10 protein-coding genes are annotated in these 15,760 nt (G+C 35.2%); 6 read left to right on the top strand and 4 right to left on the bottom strand.

What is annotated here, in order from left to right:
* Entirely contained in the window at positions 1-3,189 is a 3,189-nt protein-coding gene (locus VHP32_09775; GenBank protein ID HEX2788183.1) for a UvrD-helicase domain-containing protein, read from the bottom strand.
* A 205-nt stretch (positions 3,190-3,394) separates the two neighbouring features.
* On the opposite strand from VHP32_09775, the gene VHP32_09770 reads away from it, so the two are divergent.
* The 3 genes from VHP32_09770 (at position 3,395) to ltaE (ending at position 7,800) form a co-directional block, all read left to right on the top strand.
* Positions 3,395-4,081, top strand: coding sequence for a metallophosphoesterase family protein (locus VHP32_09770; protein ID HEX2788182.1), 687 nt, complete (start codon positions 3,395-3,397; stop codon positions 4,079-4,081).
* Between the two features lie 135 nt (positions 4,082-4,216).
* A complete protein-coding gene (gene gyrA / locus VHP32_09765; protein ID HEX2788181.1) occupies positions 4,217-6,682 on the top strand; it encodes a DNA gyrase subunit A in 2,466 nt (821 codons plus the stop codon).
* A gap of 104 nt (positions 6,683-6,786) precedes the next feature.
* Complete coding sequence (gene ltaE / locus VHP32_09760) at positions 6,787-7,800, top strand: low-specificity L-threonine aldolase (protein HEX2788180.1); 1,014 nt, start codon at positions 6,787-6,789, stop codon at positions 7,798-7,800.
* 61 nt (positions 7,801-7,861) lie between these two features.
* Here ltaE and VHP32_09755 read toward each other — a convergent pair whose 3' ends face one another.
* The 3 genes from VHP32_09755 to VHP32_09745 form a co-directional block, all read right to left on the bottom strand.
* Positions 7,862-8,929: an aminotransferase class V-fold PLP-dependent enzyme gene (locus tag VHP32_09755; GenBank protein HEX2788179.1), complete on the bottom strand. Its 1,068-nt coding sequence runs from the start codon at positions 8,927-8,929 to the stop codon at positions 7,862-7,864.
* Positions 8,930-9,205: 276 nt separating this feature from the next.
* Positions 9,206-11,101, bottom strand: coding sequence for a phosphoglycerate dehydrogenase (serA, locus tag VHP32_09750; protein ID HEX2788178.1), 1,896 nt, complete (start codon positions 11,099-11,101; stop codon positions 9,206-9,208).
* Positions 11,102-11,163: 62 nt separating this feature from the next.
* The gene (locus VHP32_09745) at positions 11,164-12,069 is read right to left on the bottom strand and encodes a hypothetical protein (protein HEX2788177.1); all 906 of its coding nucleotides are present in this window, start codon (positions 12,067-12,069) and stop codon (positions 11,164-11,166) included.
* 227 nt (positions 12,070-12,296) lie between these two features.
* Here VHP32_09745 and VHP32_09740 point away from each other — a divergent pair, with 227 nt between their 5' ends.
* The 3 genes from VHP32_09740 (at position 12,297) to VHP32_09730 (ending at position 15,759) form a co-directional block, all read left to right on the top strand.
* Positions 12,297-13,697, top strand: a complete 1,401-nt coding sequence (locus tag VHP32_09740; protein ID HEX2788176.1) for a sigma-54 dependent transcriptional regulator — start codon at positions 12,297-12,299, stop codon at positions 13,695-13,697.
* A 123-nt stretch (positions 13,698-13,820) separates the two neighbouring features.
* Positions 13,821-14,723, top strand: a complete 903-nt coding sequence (locus VHP32_09735; GenBank protein HEX2788175.1) for a PIG-L family deacetylase — start codon at positions 13,821-13,823, stop codon at positions 14,721-14,723.
* A gap of 1 nt (position 14,724) precedes the next feature.
* Positions 14,725-15,759, top strand: a complete 1,035-nt coding sequence (locus tag VHP32_09730; protein ID HEX2788174.1) for an extracellular solute-binding protein — start codon at positions 14,725-14,727, stop codon at positions 15,757-15,759.
* Position 15,760: the final 1 nt, after the last annotated feature.

Genomic DNA, 15,760 nt, shown 5'->3' with positions numbered 1-15,760 from the left:
TCAGTAACTTTTGAGCTGTTTTAATCTAGTGTATAAAACAAATTTTTTGATATTTTTGAAATTCATTCCTGTCAAAGCATTTTCATAAGCTTCCATTTGTTTTTTATGTTCAGATAGTATGGTCGTAGTCGATTTAAACTCTATAAGTTTTATCTCATTATTTTTAACAATCATTTTATCAGGTCTTATTATCTCGACGTTTGTTAAGACAATTTCTTTTTCATTGTAAATCAAAGATTCTTCTTCAGTGAACCACGAATTAACTTCCTTGATTTGTAATAGCTCAGTTATATCATTTTTAATCATATCAATTTGTTCTGTACTGATTAATCCCTCATAATGAATTTTATTAATTGACGGTTCCAAATCTTCAATAAAATACATATTAGAAAATATTTTGTGAATAATATTACCTTCGATTAAACTTGTCTGAATATTTTCGTTCAGGAGCTTATCAGTGTCAATAGAATTTTTAATAATAATTTCTTTTCGCCAGTCTATATTTTTATAATTATTTATTTGCACTGAAGCTGATACATCTGACCGAATTGTGTCAAAATATTTATTTTCGCCAAGTTCAAATTTATTGTTCGGTTGATTCCAGTGTGCAAGAAATGGGAACGAACTTGCGGAAATTGTTTTATGTAAAAGTGAATGAATACTTATCCTCTTTTCATCTTCCGTATCCTTTGGTTTGTTTGTTGATTCAGACGGTAATTTCGTCAAAACAAATAATTTTTCTTTTGCGCGTGTGAAAGCAACATATAATTTATTGAGCTTATCAAGCATAATTCTATTAGACTCAATGGAATATTCTTCAGCAAAGGGCGTATTTGATAAGTCTTTGACTGCTTTTATAAGAACATTTAACTTAATGTCATCAGAATTAAACGTTGTCCATAAGGTGTCCTTAGTCCCTTCAGGGTTTAGCGGGTAATCACATAAAGGAATTATCACAATTTCTTTTTCGAGACCTTTTGCTTTGTGAATTGTCATGACTTCGACTGCATTCAAGTTATCAGGAACGGCAATGGAAAAATCTTTAGATTCATCATTTGTTACTTCGTCCCACCAGTTAAGGAATCCATCGATATCGGAACTATACCGGGATGAATAATCCGAAACAACATCGATAAATTTGCTCAAAAAGTTTCCTGAGAATTTATATAAATCAAAAATCTCTATAAGCTTTAAAACAAGCTCGGCAATTGGAAGTTTTAAATAAGCAACACGGTGTTTGATAAATTCTTCAGGAAGGAGTTTCTCAATTAAAATTGACGCATCATCAATGTGCAAATTTGACGCAGTAGATTTATTTAGTAAATCAATATGTTCCGAATAAAAATTTAATATGCTATAAGCAGCTATGTTGTTATTGAAATCATTGAGATATGTCATTAAGCTGAGAAGAAAATTAACTTCGGATGAATATTTTAATTTTAAAGATTCAGAGGATATAATCTCATAGCTAATCCTATCATTTTTCATTTCGTTTTTTAAAAACTTTATAATTTCCGTTCCTTCGTTATTTTTATCAACAAGTATTAATATATCCTTATAGCTGTAGCCCAAAGCAATCTGCTCATTAATGATTTCATATAATCTCTGTTTTGCTGTGTTTTTCCAAAGCTCTTTTCTCCCGCTGTTTTGGTTATCAATGAATTCAACTGAAACATATCCATCTGTATTTTTTGGTCGAGCTTGCTGTCTTATTTTTGTGTAAGCTTTGTGTAGATAATCGTTTTGCAGTTCAACGAGAGCAGATGAGAAAAATTCATTATTAAAATTCACAATATTCTCACGGCTTCTGAAATTTTCCGTTAGTTCTTTCAGATTAATAGGGTGAACAAAATGAGATTCGATTTCAATCAATGTTTCAGGATAAGCATCTCTGAACCTGTAAATTGATTGTTTTTCATCGCCGACAAAAAAAACTTCATTACCGTTACTTAATGAATTTTCTATTAACGGTTTGAGGTTTTCAAATTGAAGACGGGAAGTATCCTGAAATTCATCAATGAGGATATATTTATAAAATGTCCCTGTCTTTTCATATAAAAACGGAATGTCTTGCTCAAACATCAATTTTGAAATAATAATATTAAGCTCTGAAATTAATGTAACATTATTCTCCGACTGGTATTTGTAAAGCAATTCCTTGAGTATTTTTAAAAGAGCAACGGAGTAAATATTATTAAGAACTATATTTGTAGAAATATATTTTTCATATTCCAAGCTGTGATAATTTTTCACTGAAATTAATTTGTCAAGCAAACCGCTGTTTATGCAGTCTTCAATCGAAGATTTATCTTTTTTAGTAGTTGATGAAGCCCATCCTTGATTCTGTTCTAATACATTAAAAAAAGTATCTGCAATTACAAAATTTGCTTTATAAAAATCTTTCGGATGCTTATTTATGTATTTTATAAAACTTTTTCTGAAATCTTTTTCATCTAAACCATGGCTTTCCATAAACGCAACTGCTTCTTTGCATAAGCGCAGCAAGTTTTGTTCAAAATTCTTTTTATAGTTTTCAAGAGATTCTATAAAATTCAGATAATCTTTTTCATCTTTCTGAGTGTTTTCATTTTTATGAAGCAGGTTATAACGGTCTTTGAAGATTTCTTTGCTGACGGATAAAATTTGGCGTTCTATGTTTCGGGATTTTGCTTCTGAAATATTTTTGAGCAAAAACTTTTGTAAAATTTCAGTCTCAAATTGGTCTTCTTCGAGATTATTTAAAAAATCATTAATTATATCATTTAATACCTGAGTCGTATTAATTTCTATTTCATTACCGATATTAAGATTCAGCTCAAGCGAAAAAGACTTCAGTATCCTGCTGAAGAAAGCATCTATAGTCATTATAGAAATATCGGAAAAATTATGAAGCATCATTGAAAGCAAAACAGGTGAGTTTTGCTTAATGGTTTTTTCATCCAAACCATTTTTCTTAAGCTCGTTAATCATCCCCTTAACATTCTCGGCGTCGGTATTGGTTGAAATACCGTGCAAATATCTGAACAACTTTCTTTTAAACTCTTCAGTTGCCTTGTTGGTAAAGGTTATGGCGAGAATATTCTTGAACTCGTGAGGACGCTTCAATGCAATGGTGAGATATTGCAAAACGAGGTTAAAGGTTTTTCCAGAACCTGCTGAAGCTCTATATACGGTTAAACTGCTTGTCATTTAATTTATGTAAAAATAAATAATTAAAATGCATTTATATTCTAAAAAATTTAGAATAATTCAATCGAAGTCATTCCCGCGAAAGCGGGAATCCCAAGAGTTGGCTAAATGCAAAACTTGTTTTTGGCTTTTAAATTTTTAAAGGTTACTATATTTTGTAAAACTGTGAGTCGGATAACAATTATTATACCCTATAAATTAATTAATGGTTTCTGATAATACTATTGCTGTGATTGGGGACATACACGGATGTATAAACACCCTCAGAGCATTATATGAGAAGATAATAAATTTTACGACGGAAATTTATTCAGTTGGCGACCTCGTTGACCGGGGAAATTTTTCAAAAGAGGTTGTGGAGTTCTGCATTAAGAATGAAATTTTGTGCGTGCGGGGGAACCATGAGGACATGCTCATCAATGCTGTCGAAAAGCCTAATGAAAAAACTATTCATCTGCATTTTAACAATGGCGGGAAAAAAACTTTTCATTCTTATCTTGGAAATCTTGTGGATGCGACATTCAAGGATTATCTCGATGCTTTGATTCAAACAAAACATCTTTATTATTTTAAGAACCTTCCGCTTTATATCGAGCTTGAAACAATAATGATTTCGCATGCGGGATTTTTCAGCTATGAAGATAAGGAATATATTTTATGGAATCGCGAAAAGCCAAAGAAGCTTGAAAACAAGCTTCAGGTTTTCGGACATACGCCGAAAAAAAGTCCGGACCACAAGCGGCATCATTACGTTAATATCGATACCGGCTGTGTTTATTTTAATAAATTATCTGCAGTAATTATCAATAAAGAAACGGGTAAAGTCATTGATTTTATTGATGAAAAATGTAACTCGTTTGATACTTCTCTAAACCTCAGTCGCTTCCTCTAAATTCCTGATTTTTTAGTAAAATATATCAGTCTATTCATTGAAAAAGCTAAAAAATTTTGTTATTTTTGTTAATACAATTCTACAGGAAATTTATTAACATTTCAGTTACAAAAAAATTAAATACGCATAAGTAAAATGCCAAATGAAAAAATCATTCCCGTCAATATAGAAGACGAAATGAAGTCGTCTTATATTGACTATTCCATGTCTGTTATCGTATCTCGCGCACTTCCTGATGTTCGTGACGGCTTAAAACCCGTTCACAGAAGAGTGCTTTACGGCATGAACGAACTTGGGCTTGCTCCGAACAGACCTTATAAAAAGTCAGCAAGGATAGTAGGGGAGGTTTTAGGTAAGTATCACCCGCACGGTGATAAAGCAGTTTATGATACTATGGTAAGAATGGTGCAGGATTTTTCTTTGCGTTATCCGTTGGTGGATGGTCAGGGAAACTTTGGTTCGGTTGATGGTGACTCTCCCGCAGCAATGCGTTATACTGAAGCGCGTCTTGCAAAAATATCCGAAACGCTTTTAAGAGACTTAGAAAAAAATACGGTTGACTTCGTTCCGAACTTCGATGATACTCTTACCGAGCCGGCAGTATTGCCATCTGTTTTACCAAGCTTGCTTGTGAACGGTTCAAACGGTATCGCGGTTGGTATGGCAACAAATATTCCTCCGCATAACTTAAATGAAGTTATTGATGGAATTTCTTATCTGATAAAAAATCCTGATGCTGATATTAAGAAGCTTATGAAATACGTTACTGCTCCTGATTTCCCGACAGGAGGCATGATTTATGGTTATGACCCGGTCATCGAAGCATACAATACAGGAAGAGGAAAAATAAACCTGCGCGCAGTTGCAAGCATTGAGACTGAAAAGAACGGCAGACAAAGTATTATCGTATCTCAATTGCCTTATCAGGTGAACAAAGTTGCATTGATTGAAAACATTGCCGACCTTGTGCGTGATAAAAAGCTTGAAGACATTGCTTCAGTAAATGATGAGAGCGATAGGGACGGTATGCGTATCGTGATTGGCTTGAAACGAGATGCGAATGCAAACGTGATTATGAATAATCTTTATAAACATACGCAAATGTCGGTGACGTTTGGTATCATTATGCTTGCGCTTGTTGATGGTATTCCGAAAGTTCTTAACCTGAAGCAGATGATGGAGTATTTTATTAAGCATCGTCTGGAAGTAATCATAAGGCGTTCAAAATATGAGCTTGAAGCTGCCGAAAGACGCGCACATATACTCGAAGGGTATATTATTGCTCTAGATAATATCGATGAAGTAATCAAAGTTATCAAAAAATCCAAAGACGCGCCTGATGCAAGAGCGGCTTTGATGAAAAAGTTTAAGCTTTCTGAAATTCAATCGCAGGCAATACTTGATATGCGTTTGCAAAGATTGACAGGGCTTGAAAGAAAGAAAATCGAAGATGAATATAAAGAGATTTTAAAAACAATCGAGCGTTTAAAAAGAATTCTTGCAAGCGACCAGTTGAGAAGAGAGATAATTACGGATGAATTGAAAGCATTAAAGGAAAAATTCGGTGATGAGAGAAGAACTCAGATAATTTATGATGCCAAAAAGATGTCAGATGATGACATGCTAAAAGAGCTCGTGAAGGAAGAAGACGTTGTTATTACGATTTCGAACAAAGGTTTCATAAAGCGTATTCCTGTTACTTCATATAAAGCACAAGGAAAAGGTGGAAAGGGAATTACGGCAGCATCGACGGGAAGCACTGAAGAAGATTTTATCGAGCATATGTTCATTGGCTCGACGCATCAGTATATAATGTTCTTCACCGACAAAGGGAAATGTTACTGGCTGAAAGTCTATGATATTCCTGAAGGAAGCAGAACATCGAGAGGTAAATCGATTTTGAACCTCATTGAAAAAGATAAAGATGAGAAAGTTAATGCGTTTGTGATGGTGAAGGATTTTGCGGAGCCGCTTTTTGTAACTATGGTTACGAAACAGGGTGTGATAAAAAAATCAAAGCTCGAGAATTATTCCAACATAAGAAGAAACGGAATCATTGCGATTAACCTTAACTCAGGCGATTCACTTGTTGACGTTCGCTTGACAAACGGCAGCCAGGAGCTTCTCATCGGAACTCACGACGGACAGGCAATCAGGTTTAATGAATCCACAGTAAGAGACATGGGCAGAACCGCAACGGGTGTTCGCGGTGTGAATCTTGCGAAAGGGGATTTTGTTGTCGGGTTAGTTGCTGTGACCAGACAAAGCGCTACGATTCTTGTTGTTACGGATAAAGGATTCGGTAAACGAAGCGACCTTGATGATTACAGAGTAACAAACCGCGGAGGTAAAGGTGTTCGTACGGTCAAAACCAGTGATAAGAACGGAAAGCTTCTTTCGATTAAAGAAGTTACCGACCATGATGATTTGATGATTATCACAAGCAAAGGAATTCTTATTAGAATACGAATGAAAGATGTCCGCGTGATGGGAAGAAATGCGCAGGGCGTTAGATTGATAAGAATAAAAGAGGGCGATACGATTTCTGCGGTTGCAAATATACTTGAAGACGATAAATCCGGACAGGAAAAAATATTTTAATTTTTCTCAACGCAGATTATTTAGACGCTGAACAACGCTGATGATTATGATTTGTTCATAGAAATTCTTAATTAAATCTGCGCAAATCAGCGTCAAAAATTTATATGAAATATATTGATTTAAGAAGCGATACTGTTACGAGACCGGATAAGCCGATGCTTGATGCAATGATGTCGGCGGTTCTTGGCGACGACGTTTATGGAGAAGACCCGACTGTTAATGCTCTTCAGGAGAAATGCGCAAAGCTCACAGGCAAGGAAGATGCTTTATTTGTTCCTACAGGTGTGATGGCTAATCAGCTTTCCATTAAAGCACATACGCTAGATGGAGATGAAGTAATTGTTGAAGCTGAATCTCATATTTTAAACTATGAGACTGCTGCTCCGGCTGTAATTTCGCGTGTTCAATTGTTGCCTGTAAGAGGAACTAATGGAGTTCTTTATGCGAAGGATATTGCGCAGTTTGTCCGCTCAAAAGAATATTATTTTCCGGCTACCAGATTAATCTGTCTTGAGAATACGCACAACCGCGCAGGCGGGGTCATACTTCCGATTGACAGCATAAAAGACGTCTCAGGGTTCGCAAAAAAGAACGGCATCAAAATGCATCTCGACGGCGCAAGGGTTTTTAATGCGGTAGTTGAGACAGGAATTTCATTGAAGGAGTATGCGGGATATTTTGATTCGATTGCTTTTTGTTTTTCAAAAGGACTTGGAGCGCCGGTTGGCTCGATTATATGTGGAAGCAAAGAATTTATTGCCATTGCAAGAAAATGGCGCAAGATTATAGGCGGAGGAATGCGGCAGGCAGGGATTCTTGCTGCTGCCGGACTTTATGCTCTGGAAAATAATGTCGAACGCCTCAAAACCGATAACGACCGCGCAAAAAATTTTTCAAAAGAGCTTCAGAACTCAGGTAACTATGAGCTTTCAAGTGAAGTTCAGACCAACATCGTAATATTCAAATCCAAGAAACACACCAAAGAAGATTTCATCACAATGATGAAAGAAAGGGGCATCCTCGTCTCCTCAGGCAGTTACGACTGGCTGAGAATTATTTTTCACAAAGATGTGAGTGAAGAGGATATGAAGAAGGCGAAGAAAGAGTTTTTGAGTTAAAGGGTAGGACAGACATTCTGTCTGTCCCGACAGGCAGGAATGCCTGTCGTACCAAGCATTTTTATTTAAGTAAACTTATTATCTCCTCCATCCATTCAATTTTATGCATAGGGAAGTTGGCGATGCGGATTTGGGAATTTAGGTAGTCGCCATAACCGGAGCCGATTATGTAACCGTGTTTGGCTAACTTATCTTTTATTTCTTTTGGGTTTGGGGTATCGACAACAATAACTGTCTGTGAGCGGTCTTGTTTGTTTTTCACAAACGGCTTGAACTCCGAATTATCAAAAAAATCATACAACAGTTTTGCTTTCTCTTCAGTTTCCTTGCGCATTTTATCTACTCCATAATTATTCAGATGCTCGGCGACTTTTCCAATGAGGTAAATTCCGAGAACGTTTGGCGTTTCGCTTGTCTGAAATTTGATTGCGTTTTCATGAAGCCAAATCATGTTATGAAATCCTCCGATGTGAACTTTCTCCGACCTCAACTTTGCGCTTCGCTCGATGACTTTTTCATTTACAAACAGAACGCCAAGTCCTGAAGGCATTCCGAATCCTTTTTGCACGGAAAAAAACGACGCATCAATGCCGGAGTAATCAAGCTTCATATAAGGAGCTGCGGTTACGATATCGACTACAAGAATGGAATCGGGGAATTTTTTCTTTATGTTTGTAATGTAATCGGATTGGATTGCAACTCCCGTGCTTGTTTCATTCTGGGTAATGGCGATAAGTTCGGGATTGCCGGGGATATCAATATCATTTAAATCAGAAAATGCCTGTCCGTAAGGAACGTCGATTTTTTTTGCTTTTTTTTCGACTTCGTTGGCGATATTAAAAAATCTTTTTGAAAAACCTCCGTTGACGAAATGATATGAATACTCGCGGGCGCATCCACGCAGGATTACATCCATGCATTCGGTTGCAGAGCTGACAAAAAGCATGTGAAAATTATCGGGTATATTTAAAAGCTGCTTTAGGTTATCAAAAGTATGCTTGTAAATATCCATAAACTGCTGAGAACGATGGCTCAAACAGCAAATATCTTTATCGATTGCTTCGGCAATAGATTTTTTTACTACAGGATAAAGCTCCGTCGGTCCGGGTGTGAGGTATATACTTTTCAAATTTATTGAAATTATTAAATTAAATTTTTAATGTTACTTTCTTTTCAGATGAAAAGAAAGTAACCAAAGAAAAATCTTCCGCTTCTGAAAAATTGTCTAAATTATAAAATAATTGCTATAAAAATTCAAACTCCTCACTGCGTTCGTCAGACAGCGAATTTTTATTGACGCAATTATTATATAATTTTAACGCCAATTTTTCAAATGCGGATTAAAACTTATATTCTCTTTCATTCCTCTGACCTTTCACAACTTCGCTATTTCACAAATTCACATTTAATAAAGAACTCTGAATTTTATTGTATGTTCGATTTTTTTAAGCTCGTCGAGAACCTTTGGATTGTATTTTTTTGAAATGTCGGTGATAACATAACCGATGTTTTCATTTGTTTTAAGATACTGCCCGACGATGTTAATTTTTCTTTCACCGAGAATATTGTTAATCTTTGCGAGTATGCCTGGAACATTTTCGTGAATGTGAATCAATCTGTGCGAATTACGAAGCTCAGGTAGTTGCAGGTTAGGGAAGTTCACGCTGAACTGAGTATCGCCTTTGTTTATGAAATCGATGAGCTTTGTCGAGACAAACTTTGCAATGTCAATCTGAGCTTCTTCGGTGCTGCCGCCGATGTGAGGAGTTAGGATAACATTCGGAAGTCCCTGAAGCTCGCTAATGAATTTTTCATTATTGCTGTGCGGCTCATAAGGAAAAACATCAATTGCTGTGCCGAGGATTTTCCCTGACTCAATATTTTTCTTAAGAGCTTTCATATCGACAACAAACCCACGGCTGAGGTTTAAGAAAATCACACCGTCTTTCATCAGCTTGAATTCTTTTTCCCCAATAAAATTTTTGTTCTGCTGGTTATCGTCTATGTGCAATGAAACTACATCAGATTTTTTCAAAAGCTCTTTCAAGGTCAGGCATCGTTTTGCATTGCCGAGCGAAAGACGCTCGATAATGTCGTAATAGATGACGGTCATTCCTAAATCTTCAGCGAGAACGGAAAGCTGGGAGCCGATTTTCCCGTAACCGATTATGCCAAGGGTTTTTCCGCGAAGCTCATAGCTGTGTGCAGATGATTTATCCCAGATGCCTTTATGAAGAGCGGAAGACTTATCAAAAATTCTTCTGATTAGCATAATCATCTCGCCAAGGGCAAGCTCAACAACACTGCGGGTATTGCTGAAAGGAGCGTTAAAAACTGCAATTCCTTTGTTCATTGCTTCATCTAAATCAACCTGGGTAGTACCTATGCAAAACGTTCCGATTGTAACGAGACGGTTTGCATTTTGCAAAATTGATTTTGTAATGTTGGTCTTCGAACGTATGCCGAGAATGGCAACATCTTTAATTTTTTCTTTCAGCTCTTTTTCAGATAAGCTGTGATTCAAATCTTCAATCTGGAAACCTTCATCCTTGAAAATTTTTATTGCATTATCGTTTATTTTTTCGAGCAATAATACTTTGAGGCGATTTTTAGGGTAAGAAATTTCCATCGGCAGCTTATTTACATATAAGAACTCATCAAAGCTTGGCGTAACGTGGTCAGCTTTTTTTGTAACTTTATCACGAGAAACGTTCTCGGTGAAGGCATAAAATTTTTCTGCGACACCTGATTTTTTTAGCTCATAGTCTGTGTAACCGTCACCGATTACATAAACATCACCTTTAAGCTTCAGATTTTTTATTACGTTAATCTTGCCGTTATTTTTTGCTAGAAGGTTTTTTTTATCAAAGCCGGTTATCTTTCCTTTTTTATCAAACTTAAAAGTATTTGCAAAAATATTTTCTTCTTTAATATCGAAATCTTTAATGATAGGGAGAATCAGCTCTTTGAAGCCGGATGAAACTATATAAATATTATCTGAATTTTTCTTGAAGAAAGGTTTGTTGCGTTTTATAGATTCGGAAATTCTTTTTTTGATTTTATGAACAGCTTTATCTATGTGAGCTTTATCGGCATCAAGTAAAGCCATGCGTTCTTCGAGAGATTTTGAGATTGACAACTCGCCATTCATTCCTTTTTTGGTAAGTGCGGAAATTTTTTGAAGAACCTTATCTTTGTTTTTTATACCGTTTAGTGACACTTCAAAGAGCTCTTCAAGGGCTTCTGTTTTTATGAAAGTGCTGTCAAAATCAATTATGTAATATTGCTTTTTTTCAGGCATTAGCAAAAATCGGAAATTAAAAGATGAAATATTAGTCTGAAAGGATGGAAAATTTAAGAAATTTATTCAATCCAAGTAAGTTCTGAAAAAATTAATTCCCACTTGCCGTTATTGTTTCTGAGAAAGGCGTGACCTCCTTGATAAATCATCCTGAAATCAATTTTTGCATACTCCATATTTTTATCAAATATAATAGACCCTACCGGATATGTATCTAATTGCCAGTAACCGCCCCAATGACCATAGAAGATTTTAACAAAGTTTTCCAAGAATTTTTTTCTTTCTGCACTTTCTTCTACAGAATAAGCCGGCATCATAATATTATTCTCTCCTAAAGAAACATGGTCACTACCTAAAAATTTATTCAATATCATTTCATATTTTTCATTGAGATAAACAGGAATAGCAAAATTTTTTGAAACAACTTGAGGACGGAAGTTTGTGATTGAGTCAGTTAATTTTTCTTTCAGATCAAATAGCATGGAATAAGGACCCCACATATCTATTACTCTTTGGGAAAACTTGCCATTTTCTCTTTTCAGAAGCATTGCTCTTACCGAATCATTATCTTCAATTTCATAGATATAAGCAATTATAGCAGAATCAACTTCTGCATCATTGAAATATACTTTGTCTGCAAAATAAATTCTTATATAATTCTGAACAAGAAAAAATCTTACACTATCATATGTATGAAAGCCAAACTCCGGATTGCCAATTTTTTTTAAATCTTGTGGCTGGTAAAATTCCTTAAAAGCGAGATAAGCATTTTTTAATGTATCATTTAGCTGATTAAATTCTTCTTCCGTAATTGTCGGAATTTCTTTATGCCATTGCAAAAAAAAATTCCAAAGCTGTAATTTTGAATTATCATTATAAGCTTCTTTTAATTTGAAATATTGGGGTTGAGAGAAAGAGTTGTCAGGTGACGAAATAAAAACAATCAATATTAAAAATATAATTTTCATAATAATATATAAATTTACTTAATTTTTTTCATTATTTGAAATGCCAAATGTTTAAAAAATACTATGAATTTGCTAACTTTTAGTTTTAAAACATACAATAGAAGTTTTTTTACTCATATATTATAAAAAAAAGTAGTTGCTATATTCTTTTTAATTAGGGATTTTGGCTAATGTTTAAAAATAAAAGCCGATTAACTTAAATCGAAATTAATAATAGCAAATAGACTATGAAAAAAATTTTAGTAGTTGATGATGAAAATACCTCTCAACAAATCATCAAAAGAGTTTTAGAAAGCGCAGAGAATGACGTAACCATTGTTTCGGATGGTTTTGAGGCGCTGACGAAAATGAAGAAAGTAAAATATGATGTAATTGTTACCGACTTAAATATGCCGGACATGAACGGTATTGAGCTTACGAAAAAAGCTCTTGAGATTGACCCGGATATTATGATTATTTTGATTACAGCATACGGAACAATTAAGTCTGCAGTTGAAGCTATAAGAATAGGTGCTTATGATTATTTAACAAAACCGGTTGATAAAAAAGAATTGCTGCTTTCAATTGATAAAGGCATGGAGCACCAAGCGCTAATAAAAGAAAATTTATTATTGAAATATGAGTTGGATAAAGTCGAAGACAAAACCGAATTTCTGACCGACAACGAACAGTTAAGAATGCTTTTAGGTGAAGTGAAAAAAGTTGCTAGTTCGGATTCGACAATTTTGATTTCAGGCGAGAACGGAACAGGAAAAGAATTGCTTGCAAAATACATCCACGAAAATTCTCCGAGAAGAAAACAGCATTTTGTTGTGGTGAACTGCGCATCGATTCCGAAACAATCACTTGAATCAGAATTGTTCGGACACATTGAAGGTTCATTTGAAGGAGCAATTCGCGACCACAAGGGCTATTTTGAAATTGCAGATAACGGAACGATATTTCTTGATGAAATCGGAAAAATTGACCCCTTGGTTCAGATAAAAATCCTGAGAGTATTAAAAGACAGGCAGTTCACGAGAATAGGAGATTCAAAAACTCAGACAACGAATGCGAGAATAATTGTTTCTACAAGTGATAATCTTGAAAATCTGATAAAAGATGGAAAGTTTATTCAGGATTTATACTACAGGATAAATGTATTTGATTTCTTCCTGACTCCTTTGAGAGAAAGACCTGATGACATTATTTATTATTTTAAAAGATTTGTAAAAGAATTTTCAGAAAAAAACGGTAAAACGATAAAAGATATTTCTCCTGAAGTTAAAAAAATTCTTTTAAGCTACAGCTGGCCCGGTAATGTAACGGAATTGAAAAATGTTGCTGAGCGATGCACTATACTTTGTGAGGGTGAAAAAATCACTACCGATTATCTACCGGAAAGACTTAGTTACTCACGTGAATATAAAGAAGCGGTTGCGTCAAATGATTTTAATAAAAACAAACGTGCACGTGTTCGCGATTTCGAAATGAATTTCATAAAGAAATTTCTGCGCATTAACCGCGGTAATGTTACTGCCACAGCAAGAGACATTAATTTTCATCCGGTAACGTTGCGGCAGAAAATCATAAGACTTGGAATTAATCCAAAGGAGTTTAAAGGCATTAAATTGAACTCGTATTATTAATCCTCCATAATGTCCCGCGTATACGATGGGTTGGGGGTTATACGCGGGATGTATGTTTTTCATGCCATAACATTCCATTAAATAGACTAAATTATTATAAAATTATTGAGTAATTTTGTCATTATGAGAAAATTACTCCTCATTTTTTTTATATTTTTTAGCTTTTCTGCTCAAATTTTTCCTCAAAATTCTCCCAAAGTTCTGGTTGCAATTGCGCATCCTGATGATGATGCGACTTTTGCCGCTTCAGTCTATAAAATCACACATGATTTAAAAGGTCAGGTTGATTATTTATTAGTTACAAACGGCGAGGGTGGTTATAAATATTCAACTTTGTCGGAAGATATATATGGCTTGGAGCTTACTGACGAAGAAGTCGGAAGAAAATTTTTGCCGGAAATCAGAAAAAAGGAATTGAAAAACGGCGGGGATATTATCGGGGTGAAAAATTATTATTTCTTAGAACAAAAAGACCATAAATACACAAACAATATTCGCGAAGTGCTGGACAGCGTATGGAATGTCCCTTATGTCAAGAGTCAGATGAAAGAATTAATCGAACGAGAAGGATATGATTATGTCTTTGTTTTGATTCCGACGGAAACAACTCATGCGCATCACAGTTCGGTTGGAATTTTGATGCTGGAAACTGTAAATGAAATGCCGATTGAAAAAAGACCTGTTGTGCTTGGAGGACGAGGGCAAAATATAAATGATACCACGAATTTTGTATATAGGGGATTGAAAGAATTTCCGCTTACGAGTTTTACTGATGATAATTTGATTTTTACTTTTGACAGAACAACACCGTTTGGATTTAATGATAGATTGAATTACAAAATAATTGTGAACTGGCTGATTGCCGAACACAAATCACAAGGAACTATGCAATTGGGAATGAACTATGGTGATTATGAAAAATATTATTTCTTTGACATGAATGATAAGAGTAAAGTCGAGCAGACGCGACAGCTATTTGAAAAATTAAAAGAAGTAACTTATAAGAAAAAAGAATATCAGGAATAAATTGAAAACTAGATTTTATATAATATTTCTATTTACCATTTCACTGCTCACCACTTCGCTAATAAGTTGCGGTGATTCTAAAAGAAAAGTTGTGGTATATTCTCCTCACGGCAAGGAAATGCTTGCTGAGTTTGAGAAACAGTTTGAAACAGCAAATCCTGAAATCGATGTTCAGTGGTTGGATATGGGTTCGCAGGAAGTTTATGACAGGGTCCGCAATGAAAGCGCGAATCCGCAGGCGGATATATGGTGGGGGTCGCCGTCAACGTTGTTTATGAAAGCGGAGAAAGAAAATTTGCTTGCACAGTATACACCAAGCTGGAGCAGTTCAATTTCAGCAAATCATAAAAGCAAAAATAATTTTTGGTACGGGACTTTTTTAACTCCCGAGGTGATTTCTTTCAACAATAAAGTTTTAACAAAAGAGACCGCTCCGAAAAGCTGGGAAGAAATTATTGCGCCTGCATGGGATAATAAGTTTGTAATTAGAAATCCGATGGCATCGGGAACGATGAGAATAATTTATTCTGCAATGGTTGAAAATTCTGTTAAGCAAACGGGCAGTGATGTTAAAGGTTTTGAATGGCTTAAAGCACTGGACAGAAATACAGGTTCTTATGCTGCCGACCCGACACAAATGTATCTGAAACTTTCGAGCAATGAAACACCTGTTACGCTCTGGAATATGCCCGATATAATTTTGCAATCGAAGTTGTATAATTATCCTTTTGATTATAATTTTCCACAGCCATCAACTGTAGTTGCCGTGGATGGAATAGCGCTGGTTGCAAATTCACAAAATCCCGAGGATGCAAAAAAAGTTTATGAGTTTGTTACTTCGCAGGAAGCAATGATTTTGCAGGCGAATAAGTTTTACAGGATTCCGTCGAGGACGGATATTCCGAAAGATAAGCTTCCTGATTGGATTCAAAATGCGAAGTATAAGGAAATGCAACTTGATTGGGAAATGATTTCCGAAAAAGAATCCGAATGGATGAAAAAATGGGACAGCGAAATTAAAGGCAAAGGCAACTAAC

The sequence above is a fragment of the Ignavibacteria bacterium genome, from assembly GCA_036262055.1.
GTDB lineage: Bacteria > Bacteroidota > Ignavibacteria > Tepidaquicellales > Tepidaquicellaceae > DATAJP01.
This window is presented reverse-complemented; position numbering and strand designations above follow the sequence as displayed.